The organism is Deltaproteobacteria bacterium (assembly GCA_019310525.1).
GTDB lineage: Bacteria > Desulfobacterota > DSM-4660 > Desulfatiglandales > HGW-15 > JAFDEE01.
In genome coordinates, this window is record JAFDEE010000009.1 from 9,220 (window position 1) to 24,375 (window position 15,156).

15 protein-coding genes and 1 tRNA gene are annotated in these 15,156 nt (G+C 54.2%); 9 read left to right on the forward strand and 7 right to left on the reverse strand.

Annotation, left to right across the window (positions count from 1 at the left end):
• The first annotated feature begins 818 nt into the window (after positions 1–818).
• The 5 genes from rho (at position 819) to JRF57_02095 (ending at position 5,880) form a co-directional block, all read left to right on the forward strand.
• Positions 819–2,066 carry a transcription termination factor Rho gene (gene rho, locus JRF57_02075; protein ID MBW2302480.1) on the forward strand — a complete coding sequence of 416 codons (1,248 nt, stop codon included), beginning with the start codon at positions 819–821 and terminating at the stop codon, positions 2,064–2,066.
• 14 nt (positions 2,067–2,080) lie between these two features.
• Complete coding sequence (rpmE, locus tag JRF57_02080) at positions 2,081–2,317, forward strand: 50S ribosomal protein L31 (GenBank protein MBW2302481.1); 237 nt, start codon at positions 2,081–2,083, stop codon at positions 2,315–2,317.
• 608 nt (positions 2,318–2,925) lie between these two features.
• Entirely contained in the window at positions 2,926–3,993 is a 1,068-nt protein-coding gene (gene prfA / locus JRF57_02085) for a peptide chain release factor 1 (GenBank protein MBW2302482.1), read from the forward strand.
• 58 nt (positions 3,994–4,051) lie between these two features.
• The gene (gene prmC / locus JRF57_02090) at positions 4,052–4,948 is read left to right on the forward strand and encodes a peptide chain release factor N(5)-glutamine methyltransferase (protein MBW2302483.1); all 897 of its coding nucleotides are present in this window, start codon (positions 4,052–4,054) and stop codon (positions 4,946–4,948) included.
• A 14-nt stretch (positions 4,949–4,962) separates the two neighbouring features.
• On the forward strand, positions 4,963–5,880 hold the full coding sequence (locus JRF57_02095; GenBank protein MBW2302484.1) for a TIGR01212 family radical SAM protein: 918 nt from the start codon (positions 4,963–4,965) through the stop codon (positions 5,878–5,880).
• Between the two features lie 32 nt (positions 5,881–5,912).
• Here JRF57_02095 and fabD read toward each other — a convergent pair whose 3' ends face one another.
• The 5 genes from fabD to JRF57_02120 form a co-directional block, all read right to left on the reverse strand.
• The gene (fabD, locus tag JRF57_02100; protein ID MBW2302485.1) at positions 5,913–6,857 is read right to left on the reverse strand and encodes an ACP S-malonyltransferase; all 945 of its coding nucleotides are present in this window, start codon (positions 6,855–6,857) and stop codon (positions 5,913–5,915) included.
• A gap of 230 nt (positions 6,858–7,087) precedes the next feature.
• On the reverse strand, positions 7,088–7,636 hold the full coding sequence (locus JRF57_02105; GenBank protein MBW2302486.1) for a DUF507 family protein: 549 nt from the start codon (positions 7,634–7,636) through the stop codon (positions 7,088–7,090).
• A gap of 88 nt (positions 7,637–7,724) precedes the next feature.
• On the reverse strand, positions 7,725–8,033 hold the full coding sequence (locus JRF57_02110; GenBank protein ID MBW2302487.1) for a zinc ribbon domain-containing protein: 309 nt from the start codon (positions 8,031–8,033) through the stop codon (positions 7,725–7,727).
• Between the two features lie 12 nt (positions 8,034–8,045).
• Positions 8,046–8,576, reverse strand: a complete 531-nt coding sequence (locus tag JRF57_02115; GenBank protein ID MBW2302488.1) for a hypothetical protein — start codon at positions 8,574–8,576, stop codon at positions 8,046–8,048.
• A gap of 93 nt (positions 8,577–8,669) precedes the next feature.
• Positions 8,670–8,746: transfer RNA gene (locus tag JRF57_02120), tRNA-Met, on the reverse strand.
• A 235-nt stretch (positions 8,747–8,981) separates the two neighbouring features.
• Between JRF57_02120 and JRF57_02125 the strand changes: the two genes are divergently transcribed.
• Complete coding sequence (locus tag JRF57_02125) at positions 8,982–9,677, forward strand: hypothetical protein (GenBank protein MBW2302489.1); 696 nt, start codon at positions 8,982–8,984, stop codon at positions 9,675–9,677.
• 100 nt (positions 9,678–9,777) lie between these two features.
• On the opposite strand, the gene JRF57_02130 is transcribed toward JRF57_02125, so the two are convergent.
• Positions 9,778–10,761 (reverse strand): electron transfer flavoprotein subunit alpha/FixB family protein, encoded by a 984-nt coding sequence (locus JRF57_02130; GenBank protein ID MBW2302490.1) that lies wholly within the window; start codon positions 10,759–10,761, stop codon positions 9,778–9,780.
• 95 nt (positions 10,762–10,856) lie between these two features.
• Positions 10,857–11,651 (reverse strand): electron transfer flavoprotein subunit beta/FixA family protein, encoded by a 795-nt coding sequence (locus tag JRF57_02135; GenBank protein MBW2302491.1) that lies wholly within the window; start codon positions 11,649–11,651, stop codon positions 10,857–10,859.
• 440 nt (positions 11,652–12,091) lie between these two features.
• Between JRF57_02135 and cobS the strand changes: the two genes are divergently transcribed.
• The 3 genes from cobS to cobD are packed head-to-tail and all read left to right on the forward strand — an operon-like array spanning position 12,092 to position 14,920.
• The gene (cobS, locus tag JRF57_02140; GenBank protein MBW2302492.1) at positions 12,092–12,865 is read left to right on the forward strand and encodes an adenosylcobinamide-GDP ribazoletransferase; all 774 of its coding nucleotides are present in this window, start codon (positions 12,092–12,094) and stop codon (positions 12,863–12,865) included.
• Positions 12,862–13,938 (forward strand): threonine-phosphate decarboxylase, encoded by a 1,077-nt coding sequence (locus JRF57_02145; GenBank protein ID MBW2302493.1) that lies wholly within the window; start codon positions 12,862–12,864, stop codon positions 13,936–13,938. Before cobS ends, JRF57_02145 begins: the two co-directional genes overlap by 4 nt.
• Positions 13,931–14,920: a cobalamin biosynthesis protein CobD gene (cobD, locus tag JRF57_02150; protein MBW2302494.1), complete on the forward strand. Its 990-nt coding sequence runs from the start codon at positions 13,931–13,933 to the stop codon at positions 14,918–14,920. Before JRF57_02145 ends, cobD begins: the two co-directional genes overlap by 8 nt.
• The last annotated feature ends 236 nt before the right edge of the window (positions 14,921–15,156 follow it).

Here is a 15,156-nt window from a genome sequence, read left to right on the forward strand (position 1 = left end):
CAAAATTTGTCATGCATAATCTGGGATAATGTTTCCCGGAGGAATGGATCCAATCCATCTAAAAGTGCTTACCCCAACCCGCAGTTTCTTTATTCAGAGTCATTTTTGGAGAAAAGGATAAGATGAAAACAAGAAAAAAGCTTGACTTTATTCGTATTTGACTTATAAGAATGGCAAGATAGAATGTATTCCTGCCTTATAGAGGATTCGGCCGTGCCGAATATCACTACTGGCTTCACGGGAAATCTGCTGCGCTATCTCCTAACATTCAAATGCCGGGTGATGAATGCTCATCTAGAAGCCTCCTTATGGTGAAATAGGGAATCCGCCAATAACTACTCTTCCAAATTCACTCAATCTGGAAGAACGGAGTTGATGAAACAAGCGGGGGTGGTGTCTATGGGGGCTAGCGGTTTTTGGTGTCCATGAGGACCAGCCTTTTATCGAGAGACCTTTGATTTGAAAACGTTCGATTTTGTTCAAGGTCAAGGAAAAGGAAGACGAAAATTTCAACCAATGGAATACCTTGAGTATCTCCTGGATTGAAATTTGTCGCGCTTCGCTTGTACTCCCCACCCTTAGGGCGGGTCCCTGGTTTGACTCTGGTGCAGCCTGTCCGCTGTTGTCTGGCGGACTTGCCCCGCCGTAGCCGTGTCAAAGGCGAAAGATCGGGCAAAAGTGGGGGTTTTGTAAAGGTCTCAGTGACGACCCATCCAAGAAATGGAATATCCCGGCCTATTTGAACATCCAGCGACAGAGGATTTCCTTAAAACGGCATTCTATCCAGCCGTTAAATTCTTAGGGAACGGAGTGACACGATGAATTTAGTTGAACTAAAGAAAATGAAGATCAGTGAATTGACCACCATGGCCAAAGACTTCGATATTGAAGGGGCCTCAGGGATGCCGAAGCAGGAATTGATTTTCGCCCTGCTCCAGGCCCATTCCGAAAAAAACGGGTTGATTTACGGGGAAGGGGTGCTCGAAACCCTGCCCGACGGGTTCGGATTTCTCAGGGCCCCTGATTCCAATTACCTTCCGGGGCCGGACGATATCTATATTTCCCCTTCCCAGATCCGTCGGTTCAATCTGAGGACCGGGGACACCGTATCGGGTCAAATCAGACCCCCCAAAGACACGGAAAGATATTTCGCATTACTCAAGGTGGAACAGGTAAACCACGAAGATCCTGAAATCTCAAGGGAAAAAATACTTTTCGACAACCTCACGCCCCTTTATCCCCAAGAAAGGATCAAGCTGGAAACCACCCCGGATAACTATTCCGCACGAATCATGGATATGATGACCCCCATCGGGAAGGGCCAAAGAGGGCTGATCGTCGCACCTCCACGAACCGGGAAGACCATGCTCCTGCAAAACATCGCCAACAGCGTCTCCGCCAACCACAAGGAAATTCACAAAATAGTGCTCCTCATCGATGAAAGACCGGAAGAGGTTACGGACATGCAGCGAAACGTGGACGCCGAGGTGATCAGTTCCACCTTTGATGAGCCCCAGCAAAGACATGTTCAGGTGGCAGAGATGGTCATCGAGAAGGCCAAGCGGCTTGTTGAGCACAAAAGGGATGTACTCATCCTGCTGGACAGTATCACCCGACTGGCAAGGGCTTATAACGCCACGGTGCCCCCGAGCGGGAAAATCCTGTCAGGCGGCCTGGACTCCAACGCCCTTCATAAGCCGAAACGCTTTTTCGGGGCGGCCAGAAATGTCGAGGAAGGGGGGAGCCTCACCATCATCGCAACGGCCCTTATCGACACTGGAAGCCGAATGGACGAGGTGATTTTCGAAGAGTTCAAGGGTACCGGAAACATGGAAATCCATCTGGACAGGAAACTCAGCGACCGGCGCGTCTTTCCCTCCATCGACATCAATCGCTCAGGTACCCGTAAAGAGGAACTCCTTGTAGACAAAGATGATCTGAACCGCATCTGGATCCTTCGTAAACTCCTGGCCTCCCTGACACCTGTTGACAGCATGGAATTTTTACTGGACAAAGTGAAAGGAACGAAGGATAATAAAAGTTTTCTAGCTTCAATGAGTGAGTAATGGTGAGGTGTAAAATGAAAAAAGACATCCATCCGGAATACCACGATACCATTGTACATTGCGCCTGCGGGAACGAATTTGAGACGGGTTCCACCTTGAAAGAGATCAAGGTGGAAATCTGCTCCAAATGTCACCCTTTTTTCACCGGCAAACAGAAACTGGTGGATTCCGCCGGGAGAGTGGAACGTTTTAAGAACAAGTATGCCCGCTTTGAAAAGATGAAGGCTTCGGAGAAGAAAAAAAAGGCTTAACAGCATGTTGAAACAGTAACGAGCGCAGTTGAGACAAGGCAAAGTGAGGCTAAATAGCGCAGTTTACATCCAGTAAATGAGCATTTTGAGCTTCAATTTAACCTAAGCATCAGCAAGCGCAGTAGTTTTTCAACAGCCTGTTAAACGGAAACAAGGCCCCATAGCGTTGCGAAACTCCAGGGCATCGAAGGGTCGGTCCATATCCCTTTCGAATCCCCATACTTTTAGGGGAGTTTTCCAGGATGGGTCCTGGGTACCGGCATTTTACAAAGGAGACCCTTCCAGCAGGCCCGCTTTCCCCGGTTTTTTTCCACTTTATCATCCCGTTGAGCCTGCCCTTTGACAAGGGAAGCCTGTTACCGGGGCGCCCCCTGGAAACAAAGCCCCCGATCGACTGAGACACCCGGCAGCGCGGCCGGGCCGATCCGGTTCGAGTACGAGGAGACCTTTGAAAAATGTTCAATTTTGTCCAAGGGTCAAGGAAGGCGAAAATTTTAACCGCAGGAATACATTGGAGTATTTCGAGGATTAAAATTTGAGCCTGACGCAGAGATTGGGCAAAAGGGGGCGTTTTTCAAAGGTCTCTACGAGGGGGAAACGGCTAAGGAATGTTTGGAAAAATCAAGGAAATCGAAGACCGCTACAATGTGCTTGAAAACGAGTTGGCCCGCCCGGAAATCATCCGCGACCAAAAGACCTATCAACAGTACTTGAAGGAACACGCACGCCTCTCCCCCATCGTTCAAACCTTTCGAGACCTGAATCGCCTGCGGGAGGAAATCGACGACAACAAGGCCCTCTTGGAAGATCCGGATCCTGAAATGCGGGCCCTTGCCAAGGAAGAGATCGAAGCCCTGAAATGTAAATCCGCAGAACTCGAAAAGGAACTCAAGGTCTTGCTCCTTCCCAAGGACCCCAATGACGAAAAAAACATCCTGCTCGAAATCAGGGCCGGCACGGGAGGAGAAGAAGCGGGGCTCTTTGCGCAGGAGCTCCTTAGGATGTATCTGCGTTACGCGGAAAGCAAGGGCTGGAAAACGGATATTCTCAACCAGAGCAACACGGGAATGGGCGGACTGAAGGAAGTGATCCTGCTCATCGAGGGAGAAGGAGTATACAGCCGCCTGAAGCATGAGAGCGGGGTGCACCGGGTCCAGCGGGTCCCGGAAACTGAGACCCAGGGGAGGATCCATACCTCCGCCGTCACAGTTGCTGTGCTTCCCGAAGCGGAAGAGGTGGATGTGGAAATCAACCCCGAGGATCTTCGCATCGATGTATACCGATCTTCCGGCCATGGAGGCCAGCATGTCAACGTGACGGATTCAGCGGTGCGGATCACCCATCTCCCCACCGGGCTGGTGGTTACCTGCCAGGATGAAAAATCCCAGCACAAAAACAAGGCCAAGGCCATGAAGGTGCTCAGATCCCGGTTGCTGAACATGGAACAGGAAGAGCAGCGCCGGAAAATATCAGCGGAGCGGCGGAGTATGGTGGGTTCAGGGGACAGGAGTGAAAAAATCCGGACCTACAACTTTCCTCAGGGGCGGGTTACAGATCACCGGATAGGGTTGACCCTTTACAGGCTGGAAGACATTCTCCAGGGTGAACTGGACCAGCTCATTGATCCGCTCACGACCCATTTCCAGGCAGAAGCCCTCAAAGAGGGCCGCCTTTGATCCTCGACCTCCTTGCCCGCTCTCCCTCCACAACCCTCCTTCCTTTAATCGAGGAACCATGAATGAAAAAACCTGGACCATCCAGGAACTACTGAAGGTCGCCTCAGATTTTCTTCAGAAAAAAGGGATCGAAAGCCCCCGCCTGAGCGCGGAGATTCTCCTTGCCCATCAACTGGGCATGAATCGGGTGGAAGTGTATCTCAACTTCGACCGGCCCCTCGATCCCTCGGAAATCTCCGGTTACAGATCCCTCGTCAAACGGCGATTGGAAAGGGAACCCATCCAGTACATCACGGGGGTCCAGGAATTCTGGTCCCTGGATTTTCTTGTGGAACCGGGGGTCCTTATTCCGCGGCCCGAAAGCGAATTATTGGTGGATAAACTCCATTCCTTGCACTCCGAAGGCCGGGTTCCCGGGAGCCCATCACCTAGGCTTCTTGACCTGGGCACCGGATCCGGTGCCCTGGCGGTCGCCCTTGCCCGTGAGATTCCGGGGGCTTTCCTGGTGGCAAGCGACGTGAGCTTAAAGGCCTTGCGGGTCGCCGGAAAAAACGCCAAGAGGCATGCTGTAGAAAACCGTATTCATTTCGTGGGGGGAGACCTGTTCCGCCCCTTCAAGGTCGGCTTGTCTACCTTTGATGCGATCGTGTCCAATCCTCCTTACATTCCTCATGAGACCTTTGATTCCCTTCCCCCGGAAGTCCGTGACCATGAACCCCGCCTGGCCCTTGACGGTGGAGAGGGGGGGATGATGTATATACGGAAGATCATCAACGAGGCTCCGGATTACCTGAGCCCTGGCGGATGGCTCCTCGTTGAAATGGACCCGGAACAGACCCGAGAGGCCCTTCGGATGATCGAAGAGGATCCCCGATACGAGGAGGTGATGCGTACGACGGATTACAGCCATCGTTTCCGGGTGGTATGGGCTTCCCGGAGAAGAGAAGATCCTTAGGAGGGGCAGGATAGGTGTCGGATAAGGCCTATTACGATTACAACACTTATCTCCGATCCATCTTCGGGGAACGGGTCCAAAAGATCCCCCTGGACGCAGGGATGGGCTGCCCGAATCGGGACGGGACGATCTCTGAAAAGGGGTGTATATATTGCGATTCCCGGGGATCGGGTACCGGAGCCTGGATCCGCCACGGCCTCTCCATCCCCGAGCAGGTTCGCCGGGGACGGGAGTTCGCCCTGAGAAGGTACGGAGCGAAAAAGTATATCGCCTATTTTCAGTCGTTTACAAACACCTATGCATCTCCGGACCGCCTGCGGGATCTCTATGATCAGGCCCTCGAATTTCCGGGCATGGTGGGTCTTTCCGTGGCGACGCGGGCCGATTGTGTCAACCGGGAGGTCCTTGAACTTCTCCGATCTTACCAGAAAGACTACCTGGTCTGGGTGGAATACGGCCTGCAATCGGCCCACGATGAGACCCTCTTGAGGATCAACAGGGGGCATGACCTGGCCTGCTTCGAACAGGCCCTTGCCCTTACGGCTGAGTTCGGCATACCCGTCTGCGTGCATGTCATTCTCGGTCTGCCGGGGGAAGACAAGGAGATGATGCAGGCAACCGCCCTTTATCTGTCACGGCAGCCCGTCCACGGGGTGAAAATCCATTCCCTTTACGTGGTCAAGGGGACCCCTCTGGCCCAGGCTTACGAGGCCGGGGAATACAGATGCCTGGAGAGGGATGAATACGTTGATCTTGTGGTGGATTTCATTGAGAGGCTCCCGGCCGGCATCGTGATCCAGAGGCTTACCGGAGATCCGATAAAAGCCGAGTTGGTCGCCCCAAAGTGGACCCTGGAAAAATCCATCACCCTCCAGCTTATCAGGGACGCCTTTGTGCGACGCCGCACCCGGCAGGGTCGGTTTTTCAGGTGATCAAAGACTTCGCTGCTTCCCCGTCAAAACCGCTATTTCAGTGCATCAAGGAGGGAATGAAGTCCTTTCGGGTCCCCCACGTTGTGGAGGAGGATGTCTTCCTGGTCAGGGGGAAGGATTTTCTTCACCAGCCCGGAGAGGACATTCTTGGGACCCACTTCAACGAAGGCGTCGATCCCCTCCCTGTGCATCCGGAGGATGATATCGTACCACCGGACCGGGCTTATGAGTTGATTGGCCATGAGGTCTTTGATTTTCCGGGGATCGGTCTCCTCTTCCGCGGTTGCATTGAAAAGAACAGGGCACCTCGGCTCGGAAAAAGAGACATCCTCCATGAAGCTCCGAAAATCCTTTACTGCATTTTCCATCAAGCGGCTGTGCCATGCACCGCTCACCTTCAGAGGAACGGCCCTGGCCTTCCTTTCCTTCGCCAGGACGACGGCGCGGGATACCGGGTCCCGTTCACCTGTGATCACGATCTGCTCAGCCGTATTGTGGTTGGCGATTCCCAGGACCCCCGTGTCCCTGGCCTCATCCACGATCATCCGGACCTCTTCGATGGGCAAGCCTATGATAGCTGCCATGGCCCCCGGATGGGCGAGGGCCTCCCGGTGCATCAACTCTCCCCGCTTCTGAACCAGGGCAAGGGCACCTTCTCGGGAGAGGACCCCGGCCGCCACGAGAGCAGCATACTCCCCCAGGCTGTGTCCAGCCACCACTTCAGGTCGGATTCCGGCTTGCAGGAGAGCGGCAAGGCAGGAAAGGCTCACGGCGGTAACGGCGGGTTGAAGGTTCACGGTGAGGGTCAGTTCTTCCATGGGTCCTTCGAAGCAGAACCTGGAGATCGGTTTCCGGCAAATTTCGTCCGCCTGCTCAAATACTTCCTTGGCCTCCTGAAAGGTCTCGGCCATATGAAGACCCATCCCGACATACTGGGAACCCTGGCCTGGAAAAAGAAATGCGATCTTTCGGGTCACGGGTTGTTTCCTTTCTTTTTATTGAGGGATATCGTTCTAAAAAAAAGAAGATATGCTCAATCATAAGTACTTAGGCGGGCCGGGGACCATCCAAGTAAATTTCCGGCAATTGCACATGAGGTTTCCTTGAAAAGCCCCGCTTCGGCGTCATGTCCCAACCCGGGGGGAATCCCTCGTGGCTCCAAACCTGGAGGTTGCATAAGGGACTGTATCGCCTTCTCCTCGAACATTCATCCCTGCTGGGGATCTCCCATCTTCTTTCGGAAAAGTTGCTCCAGGGCGATATCATAATCCTTGGAACCGGGGGTAAGGGCCTTGTTCCGGGCCAGGTGCTGGAGAATCTCGTTTTCGGTCCTTTCGAATTTCAGATTGATCTGCGTCACCACATTGTTAACCGTCTTGTAGATTTCGATGTCAGTTCCATAGACATCCACCACATTCGGATCGTTAATGACTACTTCCAAAATGTATTGGGTCAGGAAAAGGGAGATGGGGTTGGGACGGGGAATGAGGTTTCGAATAGGGGCCGTGAAATACTTGTAATCAAATTCATTGATCCTCAAATACTTCTTGAGGCCCTGACCCAGAAGCTCCGACAGGGCGCCTGGGTTGCTGGTCTCGACGATCTTTTCCATGAGCAGGGCCTGGGTCAACCTGCTCTGAATCTCCGGCAATTTGAATTTAAAGAACCTGTCCCGCTGAAAGGCCTCCTGTTTCTCTTTTCTCTCAAGACGGTTCAGGAGCTTATCCTGCACCCTCCCACTGTCGAATCTTCTCATAAGCCTTGATGTCCAAAACCAAACAGGGGGTCCTTCAGGTAAAAAAGGGCCCCCTCATTGAAAGAAACATTGGACTCCACCGAAAAAATCACTCCCCTGCGCCGGTGGAGGATGAAGGGTTCTTCGATGGCGAATTGCCGGAACCCTCTTTGGTCTTTGCCGTTGACGATGAGTGGTCCCCGGAGGAACTCTTTTTTCTCGTCTCGCCTCCCTTGTTTTTTGAGGCATAGTCGGTCACATACCATCCCGTCCCCTTCAGGTGAAACGTGCTCTGGGAAATCAGTTTCTTGAGTCTTCCGTTGCACGCTTCACATTTCGTGATGGGTGGATCGGATATCTTCTGAAACACCTCCAATTGAGCGCCGCACTTGGTGCATTCGTATTCATATACCGGCATTTGTAACCTCCTTTAACAGAGCGCTACGTCACAGATTCTATGGTGCCTGTAAGCCTCCAGCACATAATCCAAGCGGGGGAGGGACAAGCCCTTTAACACCCTGAAGGTGGTTTCATGAACAACGCTCTCTTCTTTTTCCCTGCCTTTGACCGGGAAGGTGAATCGCTGGCTGAAATTGCAAAACCGGACGATATGGACCAGTTCGTGCGTGAAAACATAGACCAGGAGGGGCAGCAACGTCAGCCTCTTATCCCTTCGTAACGCCCGCTGTATGATGTGGTCCTGAAGACAGATAAAATAAAAATCGCGCTCCTTGGTCTTCAGTTCATAGTGGCTCAGGGATCGCGATCCCTTCCTGAGCAAGGCAAAGGCATCGGGTGTGATCTCTTCGTCGCGCAAGGACCGGAGGGTCTTGACGTCGTAAGGGTGTCTTTTCCACTGCCCCAGTGAAAACTTGTAGAAATTCGTCACCCGGTCTTCGGCGATCTCGTGGGCCTCATTGACCCATTTCATGTCCTTGCTGTCAAAGGGCGAAAGATCCATCTTCTATGCCCCGACCTTTTGAACCCTTTTTTCACGGACAAGAATTTACGCCAGTGCTCCGTATCTTCTGTCTTCGGCCGAAAAAAATATACTTGGTGGCGGTGACTGGATTCGAACCAGTGACTCTGCGGATATGAGCCGCATGCTCTGACCAACTGAGCTACACCGCCAACGGCCCCTTAATGTATTCAAAACACCCTGTTTGTCAACGAAAAATCGCGGATTGCCAAGGAAACCTCTCTAAAAAAATAATGACGGATTTTACCCTTGTCAACGCCCCATATTCGGATCCCCGGAGGATGGGGAAAAGGTCCTTGACATGAATCGTCGAGAATTGTTAGGCATTCTTTCATACGGTTTTGCGGTCCGTGTACGAATCTTCTGGAGAAAAAAGGTGGAGCTATCATGGAAAAAAGAGGGATCATCACTGCCAGGACCTGCCCCCGTTGCGGTCACCACGAGATCGGCTACACGACAAGGGATGGGAACTTTCATCCTCTGCAACCGGGAATGATGATCGAGGTATTGGATCCCTCCGGAAAACCGGATTCCACTCTCCCTCCGACCCCGGACCCCTATCCCGCCGGCCTGATGAAGGACCCGGGGGGCGATGTCCTTCAGGGTTCCGAACCGATTCCCCCGGGGAAAGATTTTCGATCCTATTCTCCATGGTGCCCAGAGGAGATCAGGGGAGAGGCAAGGCTCCGGAAAAAGTACGGGATCCTGGTTCCATCAGATACCGCTATTGATGAGATCTCGCCTGAAAAATACCGAATGGTCTATCTTGAAAAACTCCGGTATCTCATCGAGAAAGAAATCTTCGTCCCCATTGCTGTTTTGCTCGACCGCTACTTCACCGCCCCCCACCTGGCCTCCGGAACACCGAAACAGATCTCTGAAGCCATGTGGAATGAACTTTCCGAAGTGCAGGAGCCTGTAAACCGAATGAGTGACTGGTTGATCCACGGAGACGAGGAAAGCTTCGTCCGCTTGATCCACCCCCTCTCGAAAGCTGAGCTGGGTAATGAACCGATCGACGACCATGGATTGAAGCTGGAACTGGAGGGCCTGACCCTGGAGGAATTCCTGGAACTACTTTAGCGGAAACCAGGTGACCTTGGGAGATACTAAAAAAGGAGCGGGGAAGTATCCCGCTCCTTTTTTATCAGCTTCTACCCCCCGGATGGGGAGCTAAACAGGATCAGAGGTATTTTTTCACCTCTTCAGTAAGCGGGGGAAGGACCTTGAAAAGATCGTCCACCACACCGTAGTCGGATTTCTGGAAGATGGGTGCATCGGGATCCTTATTGATGGCCACGATCACCTTGGATGTGCTCATACCTGCCAGGTGCTGAATGGCCCCTGAAATGCCGCAGGCGATGTACAGATTGGGCGAGACGACCTTTCCCGTCTGGCCGACCTGGTCCGTATGGTCCCTCCAGCCCGCATCCACAGCCGAGCGGGAAGCGCCGACGGACGCGCCGATCACGGCGGCCAGGTCTTCAAGGACCTTGAAGCCCTCGGGGCCCTTGACTCCCCTGCCACCGGAAACAATCTTGTCGGCTTCGGTGAGATCGATCTTGCCGCTCTCATCCCTGATAACTTCCACCACCTTGGTCTTCAGGGCGGCATCATCAAGGGTGACGGCCGCTTCCTGGATTTCAGCCGACCTGGATGAATCGGGCTCGTTAACGGCCATGACATTGGGCCTGGCGGTGGCCATCTGTGGGTAACCGTCCTTGAAGGTTACCTTGGCATAGGCCTTTCCGGCATAGATGGGTCGTACGGCGACCAGGTTGCCGTCTTCGATGGAAAATGCGGTGCAATCCTGTGCCATACCCACACCGAGACGTGCGGAGAGCCGACCTGCAAGATCCTTACCCTGTACCGAGGCTCCCATGATCAACACGGCCGGATCGTTGGCCTTGACCACTTCGGCCAGAACCGCCGTATAGGCATCCGTGGTATAGGGGTCCAGACGCGGATCCTCAGCCACAATGACCTTGTCGGCTCCGTATTGACCGAGTTCCCCTGCCTTGTCCTTTACATTGGCACCCAAAAGGACGGCAATCACCTCCTGTCCCAGGGCGTCCGCGAGCCGTCTTGCTTCGCTCACTACTTCATATGATATTTTACGGAGTTCTCCGTCTCTTTGTTCAGCTATCGCCATTACTCCTTGTGCCATTTTTCCGTCTCCTTGTATCACTTGAAATAAAGGTTGGAATTCCCGAGTTTACTGGGTCTTAAAACCTCTCTCGACCAGGAAAACCCACGGCTCTCTTAGATGACCTTGGCCTCCTCGTGAAGCAACTTTGCCAGTTCCGCCGCCTTGGCCTCCGGTGAATCGCCGTCAATGATCTTGCCGGCCTGTCTGGCCGGGGGAGGAGTCAGCTCAAGGATCTGTAGTTTCCTGGCTCCCTCGCCGAATTCAGAGGCATCCAGGCCGAGGTCCGCAAGGGTTTTCTCCTCAAGAGGTTTCTTCTTGGCTTTCATGATCCCGGGCAGGGAAGCATATCTGGGCTCATTCAGACCTTTCTGGGCGGTAATAAGGGCCGGGAGGGATGACTCGATGACCAGGGTCTGTCCTTCTACGGGCCTTTGCACCTTGACGCTCTTTCCGTCTTCGGCCACCTCCACCTTCGTAATGATGGAAAACTGGGGAATATCCAGGAATTCGGCCAGGGCGGCGCCCACCAATCCGTTGTCCTCATCCACGCCCCGCTGGCCCGTAAAGATGATGTCAAACTCAAGCCCCTTGATGGCGGCCGCAAGGGCCTTGGCCGTGGCGATGGAATCGCTCCCCTCAAGGGCGGGATCGCTGATCAGTACGGCCTTGTCGGCCCCCATGGCCAGCGCGGTACGAAGGGATTCCGTTACCCTCTTGGGGCCCAATCCGATCACCGTGACTTCCCCTCCGAATTTTTCTTTGATTTTCAAAGCTTCTTCGACGCCGAATTCATCATAGGGGTTCATCACCCACTTGATATCGCTTTGGTCAATGCTTTTTCCATCCGAAGCGATCTTGATCTGGGTCTCCGTATCCGGAACTTGTTTTATACATACGATGATGTTCACTTTCGTCTCCTTTCCTTCCTGTTGGGTTTATGGATTGACCCTTCCAACGCTGTCTGGCGAGGGTACCCGCCCCGAAAAGAGGCAGGCCTGAAAACCGTTAAAAATCCAGCGGCGAAGGCATATCACATTTTTCCACTGTTGGCAATACCCAAAATCCGGAATGCCTGTGGTTCCTCCACCACCCACCTCTCACCACAGACGCCCGGAACGATCCCGTCCCATGCCCCACACTTCATTAAAGGGACCCTCTTTACCCGGCCCTTCAATGGAGCTTTACTTTGCCCTCCTCCTTGTTATAAATAGTGTCCATCCATAAATGGCCCTTTTCCCCAATCTCTGCGTCAGGCTCAGATTTTAATCCTCGAAATACTTCAATGTATTCCTGCGGTTAAAATCTTCGCCTTCCTTGACCTTTTTTCCCTTGAGAGGAACACCTGTTTATGCGCGGCCTCGTTACGGCCCTCCGAACCCTGACGGTAATACCCGTACCGGGGAAGGAGGGCGAGCATCTCTCCGATTCCCTGCCTTGGTTTCCGGTTGCAGGCTTGGCTCTGGGCGCCCTTTTTTATCTTCTCGCCCGCCTTTGGCTGGAGATATTGGGTGATTCCTGGTCCTCCGGAGGCGGTGCGCTCATCCTGTTTGAAACCATAATCCTTACAAGGGGACTCCACCTCGACGGACTGGCGGATTGGGCCGACGCCCTGGGCATCCGTAAAGGAAGAAAGCAAAGACTCGCCGTCATGAAAGATCCCCATCTGGGAAGCTTCGGGGTCCTGGCCCTCATCAGTCTTCTTCTCTTGAAATGGGCCGCTCTTTCGAGGTTGCTTGCCTCAGGGTCGATCCTCTGGCTGTTGGCGATCGGAACCGTTTCAAGGGGCATGATGGTCGAGTTGATCACCACCCTTCCCTATGCGCGTTCGGGGGAAGGCACGGCTCGTCCCTTCCTGGAGGGTGCGCGCCCCAAGCACAGGTTCCTGGCCTTCTCTATCACCCTTGCCCTTTGCCTGTGGCCGGGTCCGGTGGGTTTGGTGCTCTTCGGAGCGGGATGGATCGTCACCCACATCATGAGATACTTCTATAAAAAGGGATTCGGGGGAATCACGGGAGATCTACTTGGTGCCAACTGCGAAATCGTTGAGACGGTCCTCCTTTTCCTTTGCGCATTGCCCGGGGAACGACTGCTTCCCGTGACAGGCTGGAGTTGGCTGCAATGATGGAAACGATAAAACCCCACAAGCATGGGGGGCTGGAAGGTCTCTGCCTGGAGAACCCGGTGCTTGATTTCAGCGTAAACCTCAACCCCTTGGGGCCGCCGGAGATCATCCGCCGATGCTGGAAGGAATTGATCCACGGCATTGAGGGTTACCCGAGCCTGGAAGGCCGGGGAGTGAACGACTACTTCGAGAAGAAGTTCCAGCTCGATCCCGAAGGCGTTCTGGCCGGGAACGGCTCGACGGAGATAATCTACCTCACCGCCCGCGTCCTGGGCGTCAAGCGGACCCTGGTTGTCGTGCCCTCCTATTACGACTACCAGCGGGCATCCCTCCTGGCGGGAACCCGGGTCCACCTGTTTCCGCTCCGGGCCGATGAGCATTTCTCCCCGGACCCGGAGGCCCTTTCCGCGGCCCTCCAAGAAGCCGACGCCCTTTGGTTGGGGCACCCGAACAATCCCACGGGGAGTCTTTTCCCTGAAAATCTGCTCCATGAGCTTGCCGGGGCCTACCCGGAAAAGTGGATCATCGTGGACGAGGCCTTCATGCCCTTTGCGGAGAACGGGAAGGTTCGGAGCCTGATTCGGGGACACCTGGAGAAAAACATCCTGGTGATCCAGTCCCTCACGAAATTTTACGCCCTCGCCGGGTTGCGTCTCGGGGCGATCGTGGCCCACCCTGAGGTCATCTCCCGCCTGAGGGCGGCCAAGGAACCCTGGACCGTGAACGGCCTTGCGGAGCGAATCGCCCCCTTGCTCCTCCGATGCCCGAAGTACGAGGAAAGGACCCGTGTCCTCGTAGGCAGGGAGCGCCGCCGCCTCTTGAGGCACCTTTCCTCCCTGCCCGGCCTTGAGGTTTATCCTTCCGCTGCAAATTACCTCCTGTGCCGGTGGAAAAGTACCCCGGGATTCGAGGACCTGCTCAAGCACCTCCTTGAGCGGGGAATCTACGTGCGGGATTGCAGGAACTTCACCGGGCTCGAAGACCGATACTTCCGTATCGCAGTCCGCCAACCAGGGGACAACGACCGACTGATCTCCGCCCTTTCTTCCTTCCCCGGGATGGAAAATGGCTGAAACGATCGCGGTTCTTTTCTCGGCCTACCTGCTGGATCTTGTTATCGGAGATCCCGTGTATTCCGCTCATCCCATTCGGCTCCTGGGATACGGTATTTCACGCATGGAACGGGTATTGCGGGGTCTCGGTTTGGGGGGAAGGGGGGGAGGGATTCTGCTCGCAGGAATTATGGGGATCTTCTTTCCCGGAGCCTGTATCGGTCTCGAAAGACTTTTCTCTTGCCTCGACCCATGGATCGGTGCCCTGTTTAAGGTATACCTCTGTTATTCATTCCTGGCCCTGGGCGACCTATTCCGCCATGTCAGGCCGGTTATCGGTCACCTTTCCCTGGATCACCTTCTTCTTGCCAGAAAGCAAATCAGTCTCGTGGTAGGGCGGGAGGTGGACCGGCTGGACAAGTTCGCCGTCGCGCGGGCGGCCGTGGAAACGCTGGCCGAAAATTTCGTGGACGGGTTCCTTTCCCCACTGTTCTGGTACCTGGCAGGAGCCCACATTTCCCTTCTCACCCGCACCCCTCCCTGCACGACCGCCCTTTTTTTCATGGCCTTGTTCAAGACGGCCAGCACGCTGGATTCCATGGTCGGGTACCGGAATGAACGTTACCGGCATTTCGGATGGGCCGGGGCAAAGTTGGACGATGCCATGAATTTCCTGCCCGCCAGGATCTCCCTGGGTCTGCTCTTTGCGGGTGCGGTGTTTTCGGGAGCGCGACCTGTCAAGGGATTGAAAACAGCCCTTCGAGACCGGTTGAAGCATGATTCTCCCAATTCCGCCCACGCGGAAAGTTTCCTGGCCGGAGCCCTGGAGATCCGCCTGGGCGGCCCAACCCGGTACCCGGGAGGTGTCAAAAACCGGCCTTGGCTGGGAACCGGGACGGAAAAGGTCCAACCCGCTCATATAAAAAAGACATTGACCCTCCTGACCTTTTCCGCCTGGATATCCATTTGTATCGGCATGGTTCCTTTTCTCTTGGTGTATTGAAGTAGCCACTCCCTGGGGAGGCAAGTGAATCCCACCGTTGTCGGGATCTCTTCCTGAGCAGCGGTTTTTCAGCCCCGGGGCGTGATGTTTATTCCCCCGGCTCACTCCGAGACCTTTGAAAAACGTTCAATTTTGTTCAAGGTCAAGGAAGGCGAAAATTTTAACCGCAGGAATACATTGAGGTATTTTGAGGATTAAAATTTGAGCCTGACGTAGAGATTGGGCAAAAGGGGACG